This window comes from Streptomyces sp. NPDC088766 (genome assembly GCF_044750845.1).
Lineage (GTDB): Bacteria > Actinomycetota > Actinomycetes > Streptomycetales > Streptomycetaceae > Streptomyces.
This window is the reverse complement of record NZ_JBIVKQ010000010.1, coordinates 131208-148767: the sequence shown is the minus strand read 5'-3', so window position 1 is coordinate 148767 and position 17560 is coordinate 131208. Positions and strand designations below refer to the sequence as shown.

Here is a 17560-nt window from a genome sequence, read left to right as displayed (position 1 = left end):
ACGTCCCGGCACCCCTGCTCACCGAACTCACCGCGCTCTACGCGGGCGACCGGGAGTTCCGGGCGATCGGCGGAGACTTCCCCGACCCCGACGGCATCCGGCCCGAACAGGTGGCCCGGGCGCCGGCCGACGAGATGGCCGAGCCGGGGGCGGAGGTGCTGCTCGCGCGCGGGGCGAGGAGGCCGAGCCGGTGTGGCCGCGGGGCCTCGCCGGGCTGCTCGACGCGTGGGCGGCCGCGCGCGGCCGCCGGTGACGGGCCGTCAAGGACGTTCCGGCTTGTCCTTCCCGTACAGCCAGTCGTGCCAGAGCGGCGCGAAGTCCTGGTCCGGGACCTGCTCCTCCACGTACGCCGTGAAGTCGCCGGTGTCCGCGTTGCCGTGGCGGTGGGCGGCGGTCCAGCCCTGGACGAGGTCGTAGAAGGCGTCGTCGCCGACGGCCTGCCGGATCTTGTGGACGACCATCGCACCGCGCTGGTAGACGGGGTCGGCGGAGATTTCGGCGGCGCTCGTGGGCCGCGCGGGCGGAAACTCCCAGAGGTCCTCGTAGGTGTCCTCGCCGTCCTCGTACAGCTCGGTGAAGGTCTCCTCGGCGGTGGGGCCGCCCTCGTCCTCCGTCCACAGCCACTCGGCGTAGGTCGCGAAGCCCTCGTTGAGCCACATGTCCCGCCAGGTCCTGGGGGTCACGGAGTTGCCGAACCACTGGTGGGCGAGTTCGTGGACGAGGAGTCCGACCTCGGGGGCGCCCGGGAAGACGGGGCGGTTCTGCGTCTCGAGGGCGTACGCGGAGTCGCGCGGGCGGTCGACGATCGCGCCGGTGGAGGAGAAGGGGTACGGACCGAAGTTGTCCGCCGCCCACTCCATGACCTCGGGCAGCCGGGCCAGCGCGGTGCGGCTCGCGGCGGCCTGGGTGGGGTCGACGGCGACGTACACCGGCAGGCCGTCGCCGGTGCGGGACCGGGTGACGGTGTACCGGCCGATCGCGAGCGTGGCGACGTGGCTCGCCACGGGTTCGGCGGCGTGCCAGACGAACGTCGTACGGCCACCGATGGTCCGCTCGCCGCGCAACTCCCCGTTGGACACGGCCGTCAGGCCCCGCGGCACGGTGACGGCGATGTCGTACGACGCCTTGTCGGAGGGGTGGTGGCTGCCGGGGAACCAGGCCATGGAACCGGTCGGTTCGCCGAGCGCCAGCGCACCGTCGGCGGTCCGCAGCCAGCCCTCCTGCGAGCCGTCCGGGTCGGTGATCGTCTCGGGGCGGCCGGCGTAGCGCACGGTGACCTCGAAGGTCTCGCCCTTGCCGAGGCGGTCCTCGGGGCGGACGGTCAGCTCCTGTCCGTCGCGGTCGAAGGACGCCTCCCGGCCCTCGACGGTGACCTCCTCGACCGTCATGCCCGTCAGGTCGAGGTCGAAGGCGGAGAGGGGCTCGGTGGCGCGGGCGGTGAGGCGGGCGGTGCCGGACAGACGGCGCCCGGCGGGGTCGTAGGCGAGGTCGAGGCCGTAGTGACGGACGTCGTAGCCGCCGTTGCCCGCCTTCGGGAAGTACGGGTCGCCGACCCCCGCGCCGCCGGCGTCGTCCGGCCCGCTCCCGTCGCACCCGGAGAGGGCGAGGGGCAGGGCGAGACCCCAGACGGCGGCCACGGCGACGGTCCTGACAAGGCGCGCGGATCGGGACATGTGAGCGATCCTAGGCGGGCGCGGATCAGGACATGTCAGGGATCGCGGGACCGCGCGGACCGGGAAAGGCCCGGGATCGCGGGACCGCGCGGACCGGGAAAGGCCCGGGATCGCAGGACCGCGCGGAGCGGGATGTGCCGGGAATCTCAGGGGCACCCGCCCCTTCGGAGCCGTGACACCATCACCTACGTGCTCGACATCGGCTACGCCCTCTCCAACCGCTTCCCCGACCCCCCGCAGACCGACTACCGCCGCGCGGACGTCCACGCGCTGCGGCACGACCTGTTCTGCGGGGACGTCTACCTGGCCGACACCAAGGCGGACCGGGAGATCTCCACGGCCTGGGGATGGGTACCGGTGCTCGACTTCGCGTGGGCGCTGTGCGACATCGTGGAGCAGCTCGACCGGGACCCCAGGGGCTCCCGCGCCTCCCGCCCCCAGCACGCGGAGCTGGACTTCACCGAGTCGACCGACCGCATGCTCTTCGAGCGCCGCTTCGGCTGGGTCGACATCGAGGCCGACTGGATGCCGGCCGAGGAACCACCGCTGACCTTCTCCCACACCGAACTGCGCCGCGAGGCACGCGACTTCCTGCACGACCTGATCGCGGACCTGGTCGACCTCCACGACGACCTGGACGAGAACCCGGCGATCTGGACCCTCCAGGCCCGCTTCCCCCGACTGGGCTGAGAAGTACTCACGTCGACCCGACCGGGCCCCGAACCGGCCGCCCGAACCGCACCCCGGCCGCGCCCCCCTCTTCACCCGACCGGCGTCGGCCGCGCCGCCCCGCCGAGCGTCACCGGATCCCCCGCCGACGTGCCGTGCGGCAGATCTCCCCCGGCCAGGTGGCTGAACCCCGTGGTCGAACGACTCGCATCGAGCCGCGGGCAGACCATCACGTCGTAGTGCTGCGCCTCGGCGAATGCGTAACGCCCGTCCGCGTAACGCCCGTCGTCCCCGTCGTCGGGGTCCAGCGGTATGCCGCGCAGCGCGGACTCCGGTGCCGCGCGGTCCACGGGGCCGGCCGCCAGAGGCAGGAAGGCCTGCGGGTCGACGCCCTCCGGTGCCGGGAACTCGAAGTCGTCGACGGGGGTCAGCGGGTTTCCGTTCTCGCCGGTCTCCGGCCCGTCGAAGCAGCCGGGACAGGAGTCGTGGTGGAGCCGGAGCGCACCGTCCCCGTGAACAAGCATCACGAGGACGTCCGGGTCGAACACGTACGTCCCCGGCACCGGTGCCCCGAGCAGCTTGCTCAGTCCTCCCGCGGCGTCGACCGACGAGGTGTCCGGGTCCGGGTGGACCACGGTGTGCCCCTGACCCGCCGGCAGCGCGTACCCCGACAGGCCCTCCCCGGCCGGCAGCGGCACCGCCTCCTCGAAAGGCCGTGCCACCAGCACGTTTCCGGAGAACGTCCCCACCCGCCTCAGTCCTCCACCCTGATCCCCAGCTCCGCCGCCAGCACCGGCGCGAGATCCAGGAGTTGACCCGTGCTGATCACCGCACCGGACAGCCGGTCCAGGCCGCCCGCGATGCCCAGCTCCGTCGCACCGCGCAGGTCGGTGTCCCTCAGGGTCGCCGCCGTGAAGTCGGCCGCCTTCAGAGCGCAGTCCACGAACTCCACGCGCTCCAGGCGGGCGCCCGCGAAGTCCGGCTCGATCAGCACGCAGCCCTGGAAGACGACGTCCCGCAGCCGGGCCTGACGCAGATTCAGAAAGTCGATCTTGCCGCCGCGGATCAGCACCCGTTCCAGCACCGCACCGTGCATCTGCGTCCCGCCCAGGCGGGCGTCGACCAGCTCGACGTCGCGCAGGGTCACCTCGGCCAGGTCGGTGCCGACGCCGCGGATGCCGGTGAGGACCGAGTCGAGCAGGCGGGCGTGGTGCAGACGCGTCCCGTCCAGCACGCAGGCCGACAGCGCGCAGTCCATGAAGCGGGCGCCCCCGCCGTCCTGCCCGGAGAGATCCGACTCGCAAAACTCCAGCCCGTCGTAGTCCCCGTCGGGTTCCAGCCCTCCGCTGTCGTACGGCTCGAGGGGCGGCAGCCGCACCTCCGGCCGCCGCGCGGCCTTCACCCGGCCGGCACCGCCCGTCCCCGCCCTGCTCCCGACGCCCGCACCCGTCCTCGCCATGCCCCCATGCTGCACCCCACCACTGACAATCCCCGCCGACCGGCGCGAACGCCCCGACCGGCGCCCTGCTCGCCCCCGGCCGGTCCGGTCCCCGACACGACGGAGCCGCCCGGCGGTCCGGCTCAGTGCCGCCCCGCCACCCGGTCCGCCATCCGCGCCAGCCGTGACGACCCGGCGCTGTGGGTCTCCGTCTCCCGGCGGTCCGCCGCCCGGTAGGTGGCGTACATGCCCTGCACGCCCAGCCAGCGCAGGGGCTCCGGCTCCCACCGGCGGACCCTGTGGCCGACCCACGGCAGCTCCGTCAGGTCCGTCCGCCCGGCCTGTCCGGAGTCCAGCCGGACGAGGTCGCACAGCGTGCGCCCGGCGAGGTTGGCGGTGGCGACGCCCGAGCCGACGTACCCGCCCGCCCAGCCGAGGCCCGTCGAACGGTCCAGGGTGACCGTCGCGCACCAGTCCCGCGGCACGCCGAGCACCCCCGACCAGGCGTGCGCGACCCGTACCCCGGCCAGCGCGGGGAAGAACGCGACGAGGATCTCGCGCAGCGCCTCGACGGTCGCCTCCTGCGTCCGCCCGTCGTGGTCGGTCCTGGACCCGAAGCGGTACGGCACCCCGCGCCCGCCCAGCGCGATCCGTCCGTCGGCGGTGCGCTGGGCGTACATGTAGGCGTGCGCCATGTCGCCCAGCGTCTCCCGGCCGTCCCAGCCGAGCGCCGCCCACTGCTCGTCGGTCAGCGGCTCGGTGGCGATCATCGAGGAGTTCATGGGCAGCCAGGTCCGCCGCTGTCCCTTCAGCGAGGCCGTGAAGCCCTCGGTGCACCGCAGCACGTACGGCGCCCGCACGGTCCCGTACGGCGTCACCGCGCGCCCCGCCCGGATCTCGGTGACCGGCGTCGACTCGTGCACCACGACGCCCAGCGCCTCGACGGCCGCCGCCAGCCCCTTCACCAGCTTCACCGGGTGCACCCGCGCCCCGTGCGGGGTCCACGTGGAGCCGACCGCGCCGGCCACCCGGATCCGCGCGGCGGTCTCCCGGGCGCCGTACAGCTCACGGTCCTGTTCGCCGTACGCCAGCTCGTGTGCGTGGAAGGCCTTCAGCCGCGCGAGCTGGGCGGGCGTGCGGGCCACTTCGAGGACCCCGCCGCGATGCACGTCGGCGTCGATCGACTCGTCGCGGGCCACCCGGACCACCTCGGCGACGGTGTCGTTCATCGCCCGCTGCAGGCGTACGGCGGCGTCCCGGCCGTGCAGCTTCGCGTACCGGTCGCGGCCCGCGATGCCGTTGTAGAGCCAGCCGCCGTTGCGCCCGGAGGCGCCGTACCCGCAGAACCGCTGTTCCAGGAGGGTGATCCGCAGGAAGGGCGCGGCCTTCTTCAGGTAGTACGCGGTCCACAGGCCCGTGTAGCCGCCGCCGACGATCACGACGTCCGCGGAGGCGTCACCGGAGAGCGGCTCCCGCACCGCGGGGAGGCCGTCGTCCGCGTACCAGTAGGAGATCCCGCCGTTCACGACACCGCTGCTCATGGCCGGACGCTAACCCGCCCGAGCGGCCGGTGTCTCCTTCGGATTCCGTCGACGGCAGGAGGAAACGGAGCCCCCTGTCGGACTCGAACCGACGACCTTCGCTTTACAAGTCCTGAGGTTTCACTCTGGCTCACTCCGGAGGACTCTGGCTAGTCCGAAGATCCCTGGTCGGAGTGCTCCGGGAGTCCGGTTCACTCCGACCAATCCAGCCCCCTGCGGGACCTCCGCTCACGCATCGCTCACGCAATCCGGGCTTCCCGCGGGGCGCCTGAGCTGGGCCTATCCATTGTCCCGCGCACCACCCAGTCGGCGCAACGGCCAGACATAAAGCGGCCCCGGTCGGCGACGGTGCGCCAGCCGGGGCCACAGATCCCGCCCGCCCCGACGGCACGGGGTGCGGGGCGGGCGGGGGGTCAGTCGGCCTGCCGCTTGGGCTGCGACAGGTCATACAGGGCCTTGCCCTCCGGGCAGTAGTCGCGGTGCGAGCAGCGCGCGCACACCCTGACGTGGATGCCGTACACCCGGCCAGCCTCACGCCGGATGCAGGGGCGGCATCCGATCGGCTGCCACCGGTGGAGCTCCCCGCCGATCACGCTGAGGCGCGCACCGATGGCGGTCTCTGCGGCCTTGCCGCACCACACGCATCGCTTCCCCTCGACCCGTGCCGGAGGGAGGTCGGCCGCCTTCGGTACGGGCAGCACCTCCAAGGCGTTCACGAAGCCGGGGTGCACGGCTGGTCCGCGAAGGGGATGAGTCCGTGCGTCTCGATGCAGGGGCCGCAGGCGAACGCCCCGCCGCCGGGCCCCGAGCCCTGCTCCTGGAAGTTGATGAGCCGGATCCCCTCGGCGTACCCGCTGTGCCATGAGCACCAGCCGAATGCGCGGGGGGTGTTGTCCCCGGCCTGGGCCTGCGTAGTCTCGTGCATGTCGACTCCAACCAGTCGGCCAAGCCCCCGGGCCGTTCGCGCGGCCGCGGGGGTCAGTTACGTGACCCACGGTAGGGACCCCTGTACACCCCTGTCCATGCCTAGGTATGGATGTAGATATCTATGCCCTGTTACGTCCGCATATCTAGAGTCGGACGGGTGATCGACTACGACCCGACCCGGCCCAAGTGGGAACAGATCGCCGACGTACTGCGCGAGCGCATCGCCACCGGCGAACTGGCACCGCGCGCCCTCGTCTCCGAGGTGCAGCTCGAGGCGGAGTTCGGCGTCGCCCGCGGCACCGTGCGCAAGGCCACGGCCGCGCTCCGCGAGGAGGGCCTCCTCGTCACCACGCCGGGCATGGGCAGCTTCGTCGCCGACCAGCCGCCGGGCGCCTGACCCCGGACATGACGAAGCGGCCCCGCCCTCCCGAAGGAGAGCGGGGCCGCAGTCACAGGTGCCAGGGGGTGAGGTCGAGTTCCGCCGGCGGTTCGGGCGCCGGGCCGGCCGGAGTGTCCGGGCCGACCCGCCGGGCCCACCGGTGCAGGTCGAGGTACGCGCGAGTCAGCAGCTTGCGCTGGGTGCGCTCCTCCTTCACCTCCCGGTCCAGCCGCTCGGTGATCGCCATGAAGTCCGAGCGCCGGTTCGTCGCCCTGCTCTGCCCCCACGTCAGTACGCCGACGATCAGTGCGACGCCACCCCCCACCAGTGCCCCAACGTCCATCAGCGGATCCTCTTTCTCAGGTGCGGCGGCAGCGGGTCGTCCATGCCGGACACCAGCACGACGCCGATGGTGAACGCCCCCCACCCGCAAGCGGAGCCGACGGCCGGCGGGTACGTCGAGGCGGCGGCCGCCGAGAACACCCCAGCCCACAACGCGGCCGGGACGGCGAGCGCCACGTAGCCGAGTGCCTGCACCCGAGGGCAGCGCACGAGCAGCCCCGCCATGGCGGCGGTCAGACCGCACACCACCCACATCCAGCCGAGGGTGTTCAGCCCGCCGGGCACGTGCTTGGTCAGCTCGGCCAGCCCGCGGGCCGTGCCGTACCGGGGCTGGCCGACGATGCCGAGGCCGCCGTACCCGGCCCAGCCCAGGCCGACGGTGACGAGGAAGGCGCGGCGGTGGGAGAACCGCCGGGCCGCCGCCGCGCCCCGCATCAGGCGTCCGTCTTCGGCCGGTTGGGCACGGCGTAGGTGATGCCCCAGGCGCCGAGGACGGCGAGCGCGATGGTGACGCCCTCGCCGGTGGTGAGCACGCTGTCCTGGACGGCGGTGACGGCGGCGGTCGCGCCCGCGGCAGCGCCGGCGACGAGGCTCTTGGCGATGCTGGAGATTCTCATGGCGGATCGGTTCCTCTCGATGGGTGGATCAGGGGCGGGCGCCGGTCAGGCGAAGAGTCGCCGCCAGGTCTCGGGGCCGGGGTAGCCGTCGGCGTCCGCCCCGGTCCACTTCTGGGCGCGCTGGAAGGCGGCGACGGCGCGCCGGTCGGACTCCGACCACTTCGGTCCGGGGCCGACAGAGTAGTAGCGGCCGTAGCCGCGCTTGACCAGCTGCTTGCCCAGCTGGGTGACGTACTTGTTGGACTGCCCCAGCGCGAAGTACTTCCGGCCGGGGAACGCCGGGACGGGTGTTGCGGGAGGGGGCGTCGTCTTGGGCGGGGTGGGCAGGTTGAGCGCGGCCCGCGCGAGGGCCAGCAGCTCGTCGAAGTCGATGGCGCCCGGGTCGCCGTGGTCGTTCTCCGGGACATGCATGTGCCCGCACACGCCCTTGAAGCTCGACCACTGCGCGCTGGTCATGCGCTGCCCGGCCCCGTTGGAGTAGGAAGAGGGGTAGGCCGGCCAGCGGGCCGGGCCTGACAGCGGGACACCGTGCTCGCTGTGTAGCCAGGCCAGGAACTCGGCCACGTCCCGCAGGGCCCAGTCGGGGGCCTCGGGCCAGTAGATGTGCTGGATGCCGGCCTTGGTCCACTTGGCGTGGGTGGCCGGGTCGCAGGTACCGACGAGCTCGGCCTGGGCGACGTTGAGGGTGTTGGTCTCGACGCCCCCGTACCGGTTGGCCAGGGCCCGCGCTGAGGAGTCGATACGGAAGTGCTGGTGCCAGCGCAGCCGCTTCGCGCCGAAATCCGGGACCGCGGTCAGGTTCGGGGCGGAGGCGCCCTTCCTGCCCTGGCTGTCGGCGTAGGTCGGGATGGTCGTGCCCTCGGTGGTGTGCAGGCATGCGGCATTGATCTCCATTGCCGTGGCCTCGTAGTTGTCCTCGTACCAGTACGTCTGGCTGGCGGCGGGGTAGTACTGCGGTCCGGATCTCGGCACGGGGCCCTCCCTGTGGGCATGAGAAACGCCCTGGCCATCTGGCTCAGGGCGGTGAGGTGTGGGTGGGGTCAGGCGGTGGAATGGCCGGTCAGGCCACCTCGGTGATCTCGACGACGAGGCTGCAGTTGCTGCCCAGACACTCCGTGTTCGTGGACGTGCTCGCGATCAACTTGAAGGTGTGGCTGCCCGCTGCGGCGAGGGTCCCGACGTAGCTCTGGGCGTGCGTGCCACGATCCGCGGAGGCGTCCTGGCGGAACACGGCGAGCGGCAGCTGGTTGGCGCCGTCGACCACGAGACGGCCCGTCGAGGACCCGGCCGACGCCCCCAGCGAGTTGAAGTCCCACACCGCCCACGCCTTGAAGGTGGCGCCGGCCGCCTCGGTGGTCAGGGTGATGGTGGCGCCGGAGACGTCCACGTTGGTGGACGAGGCGGGGACGGTGCCCGTGCCGATCGCGATGGGGTACGTCCGCGGCTGCAGCCGGTTGGCGCGTCCGGCGGTGAGCCGCTCTCCTGCGAGGAAGGCCATGCGGGTTCTCCCTTCAGAGAGCCAGGTGGGCGGGGTGGGCGAGGCGCACGTCCGTGCCGGCGGTGTGGCTCTTGACGATGCCGTTGACCGACCGGATGACCGTGAAGGTCTGCGGGCTGGCGGCGCCGGTGATGCCGGTGACGGTCATGACCTCGCCTCCCACCCGGACGGTGAGGGGGAACTCGGCCGGGTTCTGTGTCCACACCGGTCCGGTCGTGGTCGTGACGGAGACCGAGGTGGCGGTCGCCGAGATGCCGGCGGTGAGCACGGAGCCGTCGGTGTCCACGCGGGTCGGGCCGCGCCCGGTGAAGCTGAGGTTGTCGATGTGGACCGCGTCAGCGCCGACCGCCGTCGAGTTGTCCTTGACGTAGCGGAAGGTCACGCTGCTCTTGCCGGTGACGTCGACAGTGGCCTGCGTCCACGGGGTGGTGCCCTGGGCGCGCAGCACCTGGACGCCGTCGACGAGGACCAGCAGCCGGTCGCCTTCGAAGCCCGCCCCGGCCGCCTCGCTGCTCGTCCAGTACCAGAACCTGAGCTCGGTCTTCCCGGCCGGGACAGCGAACACTGCGTCGCTCGTCTGGTTGTTGGTGATCGCCCCTGACTTCAGCGACCAGGAACCGGTGTGCGCCTGCGCCGTCGAGCGTGCCCACGGCAGGGTGCCGCCGTTCGTCCACGCCGCCTCGTAGGTGGTGTCCTCGAAGTCCTCGACGACGGCCAGCTCGGCCGTGGTCCAGGGGTCGGCTGGGGTGCAGGTGAAGAAGACGTCCCACGCGTACTGGTCGAAGGACTCGGTGTAGCCCTGGACGATCAGGTTGATGTCGCCGGGCGGCAGCCACGGCGGCGGGTTGGTGATGCGGATCAGGTCGCCCTGGTCGACCCGCAGCACGGCCGGGATCAGGTGCGGGGCGGCGGCCAGGTTGACGTGGACGACCGGGTAGCGGGGTGCGTCCCAGGTGCCCAGGTGCAGCATCCAGGCGGCGATCGGCTGCGCCTGGTCGTCGCGGGCGAGGGAGCGCTGGATGCTGCTGTCGTACAGGCCGACCCCGTCCGGCGGTGCCTGCACGGAGAGCGGCCCGTCCTCGAGGACCGCGCGCCCGGCGCTGCCGTCGATGCGCTGCACGGTGACGTCGTTGACCACGTCGGCGTCGTCGTCGAGCGGTTCCAGCGGCGGGGCGACCTCGCCGCCGGCCGCGTAGTTCAGGGTGAGGGCCGGGGCCTGGTTGTACATCGTGGCGCGGCCGCGGTAGCGCAGGGCCGGCCGGGCGCGGTGCTCCATCAGGATGCCGCCGTCGGAGTCGGCGGCCTGGCCGAGGAGCTCGAGCAGCTGGGCGGGGCGCTGCGCGCCCATCGCCTCCTGCCCGATGACGAGGCCGCGCACGGACAGCGGGATGTTCTCCTCGCTGGCCAGGCGCAGCAGCCGCGTCCCGGCGTACTCGCCGAGGAAGCCGTCATCCGCAGACTCGAAGGTGGTGACGGCCGACGGGTAGGGCGAGGTGAGCGAGGCGGTTACCCCGTTCCACACGGCGACGTGCCCGAGGCCCATGCCCTGGAAGTCCGGGCCCCAGATGCCGAGGACCTGGGCGGCGCGGCCGGGCGTGCCGGCGTAGGAGGTGCGGGCGAACCAGTACGAGGCCAGCCCGTCCGTGCGCCGCCACGACGCGTGCAGGAACGTCGTGCCGCCCGATACCGAGGTGTAGATCTGGAGGCGGTTCCAGGGGCCGACGAAAGCGGCGAGGGCGTCGGCGTCGGCGTAGTTGGCGAACCCGAGCACGGTGTCGTCGGAGTCGCGGGCCTCGATGCGGATGCCGCCGGTGCCGACGAGGACGTTGCAGTACGTCATGGCCGAGCCGGTGACGCGGACGCGGGCGATCTGCTGCTGGGTGGCGGGCAGCTTCTCCAGCCGGTAGACCATCTCGACGTGCCAGCCGGTCGTCGTCCCGCTCGGCACGGTGCCGCGCAGGGTGGACGCCGAGCCGAGGGTGGGCAGCGCCTCGGATCCGGGCAGGGTGTCGACGCCGGCGAACGTCACCCCGCTCACGACCATGGGCGCCACCTTGGCGAGGGGGCTGTAGGCCTGGGTGGCGCCGGAGCCTTCCTCCATCGGCCAGTAGGCGGTCGGGTTCCCGGACGGGATGCGGCGGCGCAGCGTCGAGGCGAGCGGGGCGGTCGCGCGGCCGTAGCGGCGCAGCACCCCGGACGCTTCGACGGGCACCCAGCGGTCGAGGCCGGAGACGTCCCAGCGCGGCGGCCAGGCGGAGATCTCCCCGACGAACCGGTCCTCGCGCTTGCGTACCTTGGCGGTGCCGTTGACGGTCCAGGTCCGGCCCGCGCTGTCGACGAAGGAGGTGGCGCCGTCGGCCAGGGCGCGGAAGTCCGCGTTGGCGACGATCGTGCCGTCGATCCCGGAGCGGACCTGGAAGCGGGTGCCGGTGCCGACGAACGGCTTCCTCGGCGGGGTGGTGGTGGCGTCGGTGGGGCCGATGTACAGCGGACTGCTGGTGGCCTGGATGCTGGTCGTGAACGAGCCGACGACGTCGCCGCCGATCTGCTCCCACGGGCCGTCCAGGGAGTCGGCCTGGTACCAGCGCAGGGTCAGGCCGCCCGCGCCGTTGTCGACGTCGAGCGTGACGCGCAGGGCACGGCCGCCGTAAGCAACCACGCTCAGGAACGCGAACTGGGCGGAGCCGCCGGCGTCGACCCAGCTGAGGTAGATGTTGCCGCTGAAGACGCGCAGCATCCAGGACCGTTCGGCGACGGTCGGCCCCCACTTGCCGATGATGGCCTGACTCAGGGCGGTGTCGGTCATGTCGGCGTCGAACTCGGCGCGCACGTCGATGTCGCCGGTGATGTCGAGGACGGCGGTGTCCGGGGTGGAGACGGTGCCGGTCGCATCGCCGTCGAGCTCCAGGTGCGCCTCGGCCGCCGGCAGGTGCACCCGCACGGGGGTGTTGCGGCCGATCTTCCCGTACAGGTCGGAGAGCGGGTTGCCCTGGCTGTAGCGGCCGGAGACGCCCGGCGCGACGCGGCTGGTCCCGTTGTTGAAGGTGAGCTTGCACTTGCCGGGGTCGGTGCGGGCGCCCTCGTCGGGGCGGCCGCGCACGATCGTCAGCAGGTCGCGGGTGTAGACGTCCGCGGTGACGGGCTGCCACACGCCGTCGATCTTGAGGTCCGCCTGGATGTCGAGCGGGGTCTGGGGGAACGCCACCCCGGGGCTCCTTCCTATCGTCGGCCGACGAGGCCGTCGGCGCTGCCGCGTCCGTCGACGCGGATCATCTTGCGGAGCAGTCGCTTCCATTCCTCGTCGGCGCCGCGCACGTCGACGACGACGCGGGCCGGGCCGCCGGCGGCGGCGAGGGCGGGCGCCATGCCCGCCGTGAGCGGGGCGGGCTGCACGGACTGCGGGGCGACGCCGGGGAGGCCGGCCAAGAGGGACTGCAGGGCGGGGATCTGGCTGCTGATGCCGCCCTGGAAGTCCTGGATGAGGGCCTCGCCGGAGTACGTGGTGTAGCCGGTGCCGGAGAACGGGCCTTCCTTGGCAGGGCTGAAGGGGAAGAAGTCCCGGGCCGCGGACACCACGCTGCTGGCCGCGTCGCGGACGCTGCCGATCCTGGACATGATGCCGTTGATGAACCCGTTGATCAGCGCGGCACCGGAGTTCCACAGCAGGCGGCCGAGGTTGCCGAGCGCGCCGGTGACGCGGGAGGGCAGGCCGCGCACCCAGTCGATCATCGACTGCGCGCGCTGCACGGCGGCGTCCTTCATCGACTGGAACGCGGTGCTGGCCCGGCTCCTGACGACGCCCGCGAGGTTGCCCAGGGCGGCGCCGGCACGGGAGGGCAGCGCGGCGACCCCGCCGATGAAGGACGCCCACGCGCCGCTGACCGGGCCCGCGATGTAGGTGGACCACAGTCGGGAGAACCAGGCGCCGATCGCGCTGCCCAGCGTGGACAGCACGGCGCCGGCCTGGCCCGCCTTCTGCGACACCCAGCCGGTGAAGGACGCCCACCAGCGGGGCACGTTGGCCGTCAGCGCTTCGATCATGGAGGAGACGAAACCCACCATCAGGGAGATGGCGAGTGCGCTGATGCCCACGGCGACGAGGGCCGGGAGTGCGACGAGCGCCATGAGGATGGCCCCCGCGATCGCGGCCGTCTTGAGGACTTCCGTCGGGTTGGCCATGGCCCAGTCCGCCACGCGCTGGCCCGCCGTCTGCATCCCCTCGATGGCCTTCGGTACGAGGTCGGTGACGAGTTTCTGGCCGAGGCGCTGGCCGAGGATGACGACGAAGTCCAGCACGCGGTCGATGCCGTCGGTGCCGCCCAGCCCGGCCTCGGTCCAGACGCTGGCGAACTCGGTCTGGAACTTGGTCTTGAAGTCGGCGACCGCCGGGAGCACGGTGCCGCCGAGGAAGTCGATGACGTTCTGCTGGACGCCCCGCTTGAAGGCCTCCATCCGCATCGCCGGGGACTTCTCCAGCTTGTCGACGACCTTGTCGGCGGCCCCGGCCACCTCGTCGAAGCCGCCGGCCGCGGCGGCCGACGCCGGGTCCAGCGCATACAGGGCGTCGGCCTGGGTGTTGGCCAGGTCCCCGAACAGGGTCTGCGCGGCGCCGAGGCGGACGGTCGCGTCGTCGGTACCGCGTAGCGCGTCCATGGTGTCCTGCAGCGCCTGGGTGGCCTGGTCGCCGCCGGCCCGCATCTTGCGGCCGATGTCCTCGCCGTTCAGGCCGATCGAGGCGAAGGCCTGGTTCACCTTGTCGCCGCCGGCCAGGGCCATCTCGCCGAAGATACCGATGGCGTCCGCGACGGAGTCGGCGTCTCGGGCACCCTTCTCCAGGCCCTGGCTGATCAGCCCCATGGCGGTCTTGCCGTCCAGCCCCAGGCGGCGGAACTGAGTGGGGTACTCGTTGAACGTGTCGAGCAGGTCGTCCGACTTGTTGGCGGTGCTGCCCAGACCCGCAGAGATGAGGTCCATCGCCTCGTCGAAGTCGGCCGCCATGCCGGTCTTGACCATCTGCCCGGCAGCCGCAGTGACCTTGTTCAGGTCCTGGTCGAAGACCTTCGCCAGGCCGAGGGCCTTCGTGGTCATGTCCTCCAGGCCCTGCTGGTTCCCGGTGAACTCGTCCATGTTCAAGGTCACGGACTTGATGGCGTCGCCGACCTCGGTGGCCGACTCCCCCCACCCGGCGGTGAACACGTTCTTCATGGCGGAGGTGGCCGCGCCTACGTCGGCCGTGGTGTTGGCGAGCTGGGCCTCGAGGCGGGTGGTCGCCTCGGACACGTCCATCGCCTGCGCGAGCGTCGACATGAGCGCGGCCCCCGCCAGCGCGCCGGCCGCCGCCCCGGCCGCCGCCAGGGCCGTGCCCATCTTCGAGCCGTTGGCGGCGACGTCGTCGGCCATGCCCTCCGTCTCGGAGTTGACCGTCTGGCGGGCCGACCGCATCCCGCCGGCGGTGTCGTCCCTGGTGGACAGAGCGAAGACGAGACTGGTGTCCGACATGACGCCCCCTTTCTGTGCGGGTCACCGCTGGTTCTGGCGGGCCTTCTCCAGATGCGCGAGGTAGCTGTCCAGCCAGTCCAGGAGGTGGTCCGCCTCCTCGACGGTCAGCAGGTCCCAGTCCCGGGGCGTCATGTGCAGCAGGTGCGCGGCGTTGCCGAGATGGCTCAGACGGCGAACGGCAGCCGGGCTTTTCCCTCGTCGTCCGGCGCCTCGTCGTAGGCCTTGAGCATGGCCTCGATCATGTCCTCGTCGCCGTTCTTCTCCCGCAGCCGCTCCACCGCGAGGGTGATCTCACCCTTGGTCATCTCGACGGTGAGTTCGTCCCAGCAGAAGTCGACGTCGTCGAACGCGATGGTGGGGTGCTGCCGCTTGAGCAGGACGTGCAGCAGGGCCCGGCGGCACAGCGCGTTGCCCTTCAGGACGCCCATCGCGAACTCGTTGAAGGACCGGCCGGTGCGCTTCTCCAGCGCCTCCCGCTCGGCCGACATCAGCTTGTTCGGGTTGTAGTCGAAGACCTGCTCGTCGCCGTCTTCGGGGGTGTAGGTGACCTTCACGCTGGCCTCTTCGTTCAGTCGGATCGGGATGCGATGCGGTTGACCATGTCCGCCAGGGCGAACTGGACGGCCCGCCGGTAGTGGCCGTCCTGGCCCTCGAAGGCGCGGTCGAACCACTTGGCCTTGCCGGTCTGCTGGGCCCACACCTCGCGGTTGCCGTAGACCGGGTGCCGCCAGCCGGAGGCGCGGTTGGTGCGCTTGGGCGCGTTGGCGAAGCCGCGCAGGTTGGGCGTCTTGAACGCCTTGATCTTGGCGCCGGGGAACTTGCCGGTGATGCGGACCTCGGGCCGGATCTTCCGTGCGATGGAGGACTTGAGCGCCGGGCCGCCGTGCGGCGTGGCCGAGGCCATCGACATGATGGCGCTCTTGGCGCTGGCGGCCCCCGGCTTGAGCGCCTCGCGCATGTTCTTCGTCAGCTCCTTGCGGAGCTGCTTGCCGTCTTCCTCGGCCTTGAGCGCGTTGGAGATCTCCCGCAGGTTCTGCGGAGTCAGCTCCAGGCCCAGCCGGGACGTGTCCGCCATCGCCTTACGTGGTGGCCCGGGTCACGGCCCCGGAGGTGGGGAACCCCACCGACACGGTGGCCTCGTCGCCAACCGACCCGGTGATCGGGCTCCAGCCGTTGATCAGGATGCTGCCCGAGTACTTCGGGTTCGAGGCGCTCACCGCGCCCTGGTCGGCGCGCACCTCGAACGGCACGACCGTTCCCAGCAGCGGCCACATGAGCGAGTCGAGCTTGGTGGCGGCGAAGTCCTGGAGGAACTCACACCCCAGCTCACCGGACTTCAGGCCGCCGATGACTTCCTTCCAGCCGAGGCTGGCGTAGGTGGTGACGTCCTTGTCCTCCACCTCGACGGAGATCTCCGCCTTCTTGGTGAACTCGTTCAGGACGGTGGCGTTGATGCTCAGGTACTGGGCGAGCAGAACCATCTTGGGCATGGCACGGGTCCCCTTTCAGGGCAGGCGAACGGCCCCGGTACGGGCCGGGTGCGGGACGGTAGGGGGCGGGCTAGCGGATGCCGAGGGAGGCGACGAACAGGAACGACGGCGTGGTGCCGGCGATCGTCCAGGCGATCCGCCACCAGCTGTCGGTGATCGCGGTGCCGTCGGTGCGCGCGACCTGTCCGCCGGCGGCCGTCGCCGCGGTGAACGTCGCCCGCGTCGTCGGCGCGGCGAAGGTGTTGTCCGGCGCCGACTCAACGCGGGCCGTCAGCGACGGCGTCGTACCGGCCACGGACAAGACGTGCAGCGCGGCATACAGCCGCTTGCCGGCGGCGACCGCGCCGAGGTTGAGGGCGGTGCCCGTGCCGGTCGCAGTACGGGCGGTGCCGGGCGGGTGGGCGAACTGCCCCCGCACCAGAGGCCAGCTGCTCTTCGCGGTGCCGGACCAGGGGGCGACTTCGCCGACCGCGTCGAACAGCTTGTAGTCCGAGCGCAGCGCCGCCATGAAGTACGCCAGGTCCCCGACGGCCGCGCCGTTGTTCGCGCTGACGGACCAGGGGATGACCGTGCCGAGATGCGCCCAGGACGCGTCGTCGACCTTGCCCGGGTCGCCCGCCTCCCACTGGCCTTCGCCGGACAGCTCGGCCGAGCCGAGTCCGCCGAGGACTTCCTTCCAGCCCTGGCTGGCGTAGTTCGTGCTGTCCTTGTCCTCGACCTCGGCGGACAGCTCGATCTTGTTGGAGTTCCCGGTGAGGTCGACGCCCGCGGCGAACGTGCGGACGTTGAGCAGGACGGTCTTGCTCACGTCGCCTCACCCTCGGGGTTGGCCGCCCTGCGGCGGCGCGGCGCGGCCGGCGCCCGCTCCTCGGCGAGCGCCTGGTCGTCGTAGGCGGTGAATTCCTCGGCGACGCCGGAGGCGACCAGGTGCGCGGCCTGGGCGGTCGGCACGTCGGCCTCCTCGCCCACGGCGGGCCAGGGCTCGCCGTTCAGGACGGCACCTTCCGGCTGCTCGGTCAGCATGCGGATCCTCATGCGTTCCCCTCTCCGATGACCTTGATCATCAGTTCGGCGCCGACGTAGGTGGTGCCGGCGTGCTCGTACCAGCGGTAGCCCTGCACGCGCATCACGTGCAGGTCGTGGGCCAGGCCGCCCAGGGCGTACTCGCCGGGCGCCCCTCGCGCGAGTTCGATCGTCTGCTTCAGCGAGGCCGGGCCCGAGCCGGACAGCATCGCGTCGAGGATCCGCTGAGCGGCCCGGTCGTCAGCCCTGCCCACCAGGACACGGCTGGTGAAGGTCAGTTCGTCCAGGCCTCGGCTCATGGCCCGGTCGAAGACCTGCTCGTACTCGGCCACGAAGAAGTGCGGCGCGGTCACGGCGTCCGGCACGTAGCCGGAGCAGGTGAGCCTGCCGACGCCTTCGGGCAGGACAACAGCGCGGGCCGCGTCGGCGATCGCCTCACGGATGGCGGAGATCTGCACGCTGCC

21 protein-coding genes are annotated in these 17560 nt (G+C 72.0%); 2 read left to right on the top strand and 19 right to left on the bottom strand.

Annotated elements, in window-relative coordinates; all coding sequences use genetic code 11:
- Nucleotides 1-260: 260 nt before the first annotated feature.
- The gene (locus tag ACIP5W_RS16610; protein WP_401473056.1) at nt 261-1673 is read right to left on the bottom strand and encodes a M1 family metallopeptidase; all 1413 of its coding nucleotides are present in this window, start codon (nt 1671-1673) and stop codon (nt 261-263) included.
- Nucleotides 1674-1862: 189 nt separating this feature from the next.
- Here ACIP5W_RS16610 and ACIP5W_RS16605 point away from each other — a divergent pair, with 189 nt between their 5' ends.
- Complete coding sequence (locus tag ACIP5W_RS16605) at nt 1863-2363, top strand: hypothetical protein (RefSeq protein ID WP_401473053.1); 501 nt, start codon at nt 1863-1865, stop codon at nt 2361-2363.
- A 71-nt stretch (nt 2364-2434) separates the two neighbouring features.
- Here the strand turns inward: ACIP5W_RS16605 and ACIP5W_RS16600 are convergent, their stop codons facing one another.
- The 5 genes from ACIP5W_RS16600 to ACIP5W_RS16580 form a co-directional block, all read right to left on the bottom strand.
- Nucleotides 2435-3091: a hypothetical protein gene (locus tag ACIP5W_RS16600; RefSeq protein WP_401473050.1), complete on the bottom strand. Its 657-nt coding sequence runs from the start codon at nt 3089-3091 to the stop codon at nt 2435-2437.
- A 5-nt stretch (nt 3092-3096) separates the two neighbouring features.
- A complete protein-coding gene (locus tag ACIP5W_RS16595; RefSeq protein ID WP_401473048.1) occupies nt 3097-3801 on the bottom strand; it encodes a pentapeptide repeat-containing protein in 705 nt (234 codons plus the stop codon).
- Between the two features lie 122 nt (nt 3802-3923).
- Nucleotides 3924-5321, bottom strand: a complete 1398-nt coding sequence (locus tag ACIP5W_RS16590) for an NAD(P)/FAD-dependent oxidoreductase (RefSeq protein WP_401473045.1) — start codon at nt 5319-5321, stop codon at nt 3924-3926.
- A 413-nt stretch (nt 5322-5734) separates the two neighbouring features.
- Nucleotides 5735-6037, bottom strand: a complete 303-nt coding sequence (locus tag ACIP5W_RS16585; RefSeq protein WP_401473042.1) for a hypothetical protein — start codon at nt 6035-6037, stop codon at nt 5735-5737.
- Nucleotides 6034-6246, bottom strand: a complete 213-nt coding sequence (locus ACIP5W_RS16580) for a hypothetical protein (protein WP_401473039.1) — start codon at nt 6244-6246, stop codon at nt 6034-6036. Before ACIP5W_RS16580 ends, ACIP5W_RS16585 begins: the two co-directional genes overlap by 4 nt.
- Nucleotides 6247-6405: 159 nt before the next feature.
- On the opposite strand from ACIP5W_RS16580, the gene ACIP5W_RS16575 reads away from it, so the two are divergent.
- Nucleotides 6406-6645 carry a GntR family transcriptional regulator gene (locus tag ACIP5W_RS16575; RefSeq protein ID WP_401473036.1) on the top strand — a complete coding sequence of 80 codons (240 nt, stop codon included), beginning with the start codon at nt 6406-6408 and terminating at the stop codon, nt 6643-6645.
- Nucleotides 6646-6697: 52 nt separating this feature from the next.
- On the opposite strand, the gene ACIP5W_RS16570 is transcribed toward ACIP5W_RS16575, so the two are convergent.
- The 13 genes from ACIP5W_RS16570 to ACIP5W_RS16510 all read right to left on the bottom strand — a co-directional run bounded on the left by ACIP5W_RS16570 (nt 6698) and on the right by ACIP5W_RS16510 (nt 17554).
- A complete protein-coding gene (locus ACIP5W_RS16570; RefSeq protein ID WP_401473033.1) occupies nt 6698-6970 on the bottom strand; it encodes a hypothetical protein in 273 nt (90 codons plus the stop codon).
- The gene (locus ACIP5W_RS16565; RefSeq protein WP_401473030.1) at nt 6970-7404 is read right to left on the bottom strand and encodes a hypothetical protein; all 435 of its coding nucleotides are present in this window, start codon (nt 7402-7404) and stop codon (nt 6970-6972) included. Before ACIP5W_RS16565 ends, ACIP5W_RS16570 begins: the two co-directional genes overlap by 1 nt.
- Nucleotides 7404-7586 carry a hypothetical protein gene (locus ACIP5W_RS16560; RefSeq protein ID WP_401473027.1) on the bottom strand — a complete coding sequence of 61 codons (183 nt, stop codon included), beginning with the start codon at nt 7584-7586 and terminating at the stop codon, nt 7404-7406. Before ACIP5W_RS16560 ends, ACIP5W_RS16565 begins: the two co-directional genes overlap by 1 nt.
- Before the next feature lie 45 nt (nt 7587-7631).
- On the bottom strand, nt 7632-8558 hold the full coding sequence (locus ACIP5W_RS16555) for a peptidoglycan-binding protein (RefSeq protein WP_401473024.1): 927 nt from the start codon (nt 8556-8558) through the stop codon (nt 7632-7634).
- Between the two features lie 88 nt (nt 8559-8646).
- On the bottom strand, nt 8647-9084 hold the full coding sequence (locus ACIP5W_RS16550) for a hypothetical protein (protein ID WP_401473021.1): 438 nt from the start codon (nt 9082-9084) through the stop codon (nt 8647-8649).
- A gap of 13 nt (nt 9085-9097) precedes the next feature.
- Nucleotides 9098-12289, bottom strand: a complete 3192-nt coding sequence (locus ACIP5W_RS16545) for a hypothetical protein (RefSeq protein ID WP_401473018.1) — start codon at nt 12287-12289, stop codon at nt 9098-9100.
- 14 nt (nt 12290-12303) lie between these two features.
- Nucleotides 12304-14583 carry a phage tail tape measure protein gene (locus ACIP5W_RS16540; protein WP_401473015.1) on the bottom strand — a complete coding sequence of 760 codons (2280 nt, stop codon included), beginning with the start codon at nt 14581-14583 and terminating at the stop codon, nt 12304-12306.
- Nucleotides 14584-14747: 164 nt separating this feature from the next.
- Nucleotides 14748-15137, bottom strand: a complete 390-nt coding sequence (locus ACIP5W_RS16535) for a hypothetical protein (protein ID WP_401473012.1) — start codon at nt 15135-15137, stop codon at nt 14748-14750.
- Nucleotides 15138-15151: 14 nt separating this feature from the next.
- Nucleotides 15152-15658 carry a hypothetical protein gene (locus tag ACIP5W_RS16530; protein WP_401473009.1) on the bottom strand — a complete coding sequence of 169 codons (507 nt, stop codon included), beginning with the start codon at nt 15656-15658 and terminating at the stop codon, nt 15152-15154.
- A 4-nt stretch (nt 15659-15662) separates the two neighbouring features.
- Nucleotides 15663-16073 (bottom strand): phage tail tube protein, encoded by a 411-nt coding sequence (locus ACIP5W_RS16525; RefSeq protein WP_401473006.1) that lies wholly within the window; start codon nt 16071-16073, stop codon nt 15663-15665.
- 70 nt (nt 16074-16143) lie between these two features.
- Nucleotides 16144-16881 (bottom strand): hypothetical protein, encoded by a 738-nt coding sequence (locus ACIP5W_RS16520; protein ID WP_401473004.1) that lies wholly within the window; start codon nt 16879-16881, stop codon nt 16144-16146.
- Complete coding sequence (locus tag ACIP5W_RS16515; protein WP_401473001.1) at nt 16878-17108, bottom strand: hypothetical protein; 231 nt, start codon at nt 17106-17108, stop codon at nt 16878-16880. The genes ACIP5W_RS16520 and ACIP5W_RS16515 overlap by 4 nt, the downstream gene beginning before the upstream one ends.
- Nucleotides 17105-17554, bottom strand: coding sequence for a hypothetical protein (locus tag ACIP5W_RS16510; RefSeq protein WP_401472998.1), 450 nt, complete (start codon nt 17552-17554; stop codon nt 17105-17107). The genes ACIP5W_RS16515 and ACIP5W_RS16510 overlap by 4 nt, the downstream gene beginning before the upstream one ends.
- Nucleotides 17555-17560 lie beyond the last annotated feature (6 nt).

Excerpts from the sequence above, each read along its gene's own strand:
- ACIP5W_RS16565 (WP_401473030.1), bottom strand. The coding sequence starts at position 7,404 with ATGCGGGGCGCGGCGGCGGCCCGGCGGTTCTCCCACCGCCGCGCCTTC.
- ACIP5W_RS16580 (WP_401473039.1), bottom strand. The coding sequence starts at position 6,246 with ATGCACGAGACTACGCAGGCCCAGGCCGGGGACAACACCCCCCGCGCA.
- ACIP5W_RS16525 (WP_401473006.1), bottom strand. The coding sequence starts at position 16,073 with ATGCCCAAGATGGTTCTGCTCGCCCAGTACCTGAGCATCAACGCCACC.
- ACIP5W_RS16610 (WP_401473056.1), bottom strand. The coding sequence starts at position 1,673 with ATGTCCCGATCCGCGCGCCTTGTCAGGACCGTCGCCGTGGCCGCCGTC.
- ACIP5W_RS16590 (WP_401473045.1), bottom strand. The coding sequence starts at position 5,321 with ATGAGCAGCGGTGTCGTGAACGGCGGGATCTCCTACTGGTACGCGGAC.
- ACIP5W_RS16560 (WP_401473027.1), bottom strand. The coding sequence starts at position 7,586 with ATGAGAATCTCCAGCATCGCCAAGAGCCTCGTCGCCGGCGCTGCCGCG.
- ACIP5W_RS16530 (WP_401473009.1), bottom strand. The coding sequence starts at position 15,658 with ATGGCGGACACGTCCCGGCTGGGCCTGGAGCTGACTCCGCAGAACCTG.
- ACIP5W_RS16595 (WP_401473048.1), bottom strand. The coding sequence starts at position 3,801 with ATGGCGAGGACGGGTGCGGGCGTCGGGAGCAGGGCGGGGACGGGCGGT.
- ACIP5W_RS16540 (WP_401473015.1), bottom strand. The coding sequence starts at position 14,583 with ATGTCGGACACCAGTCTCGTCTTCGCTCTGTCCACCAGGGACGACACC.
- ACIP5W_RS16515 (WP_401473001.1), bottom strand. The coding sequence starts at position 17,108 with ATGAGGATCCGCATGCTGACCGAGCAGCCGGAAGGTGCCGTCCTGAAC.
- ACIP5W_RS16570 (WP_401473033.1), bottom strand. The coding sequence starts at position 6,970 with ATGGACGTTGGGGCACTGGTGGGGGGTGGCGTCGCACTGATCGTCGGC.
- ACIP5W_RS16550 (WP_401473021.1), bottom strand. The coding sequence starts at position 9,084 with ATGGCCTTCCTCGCAGGAGAGCGGCTCACCGCCGGACGCGCCAACCGG.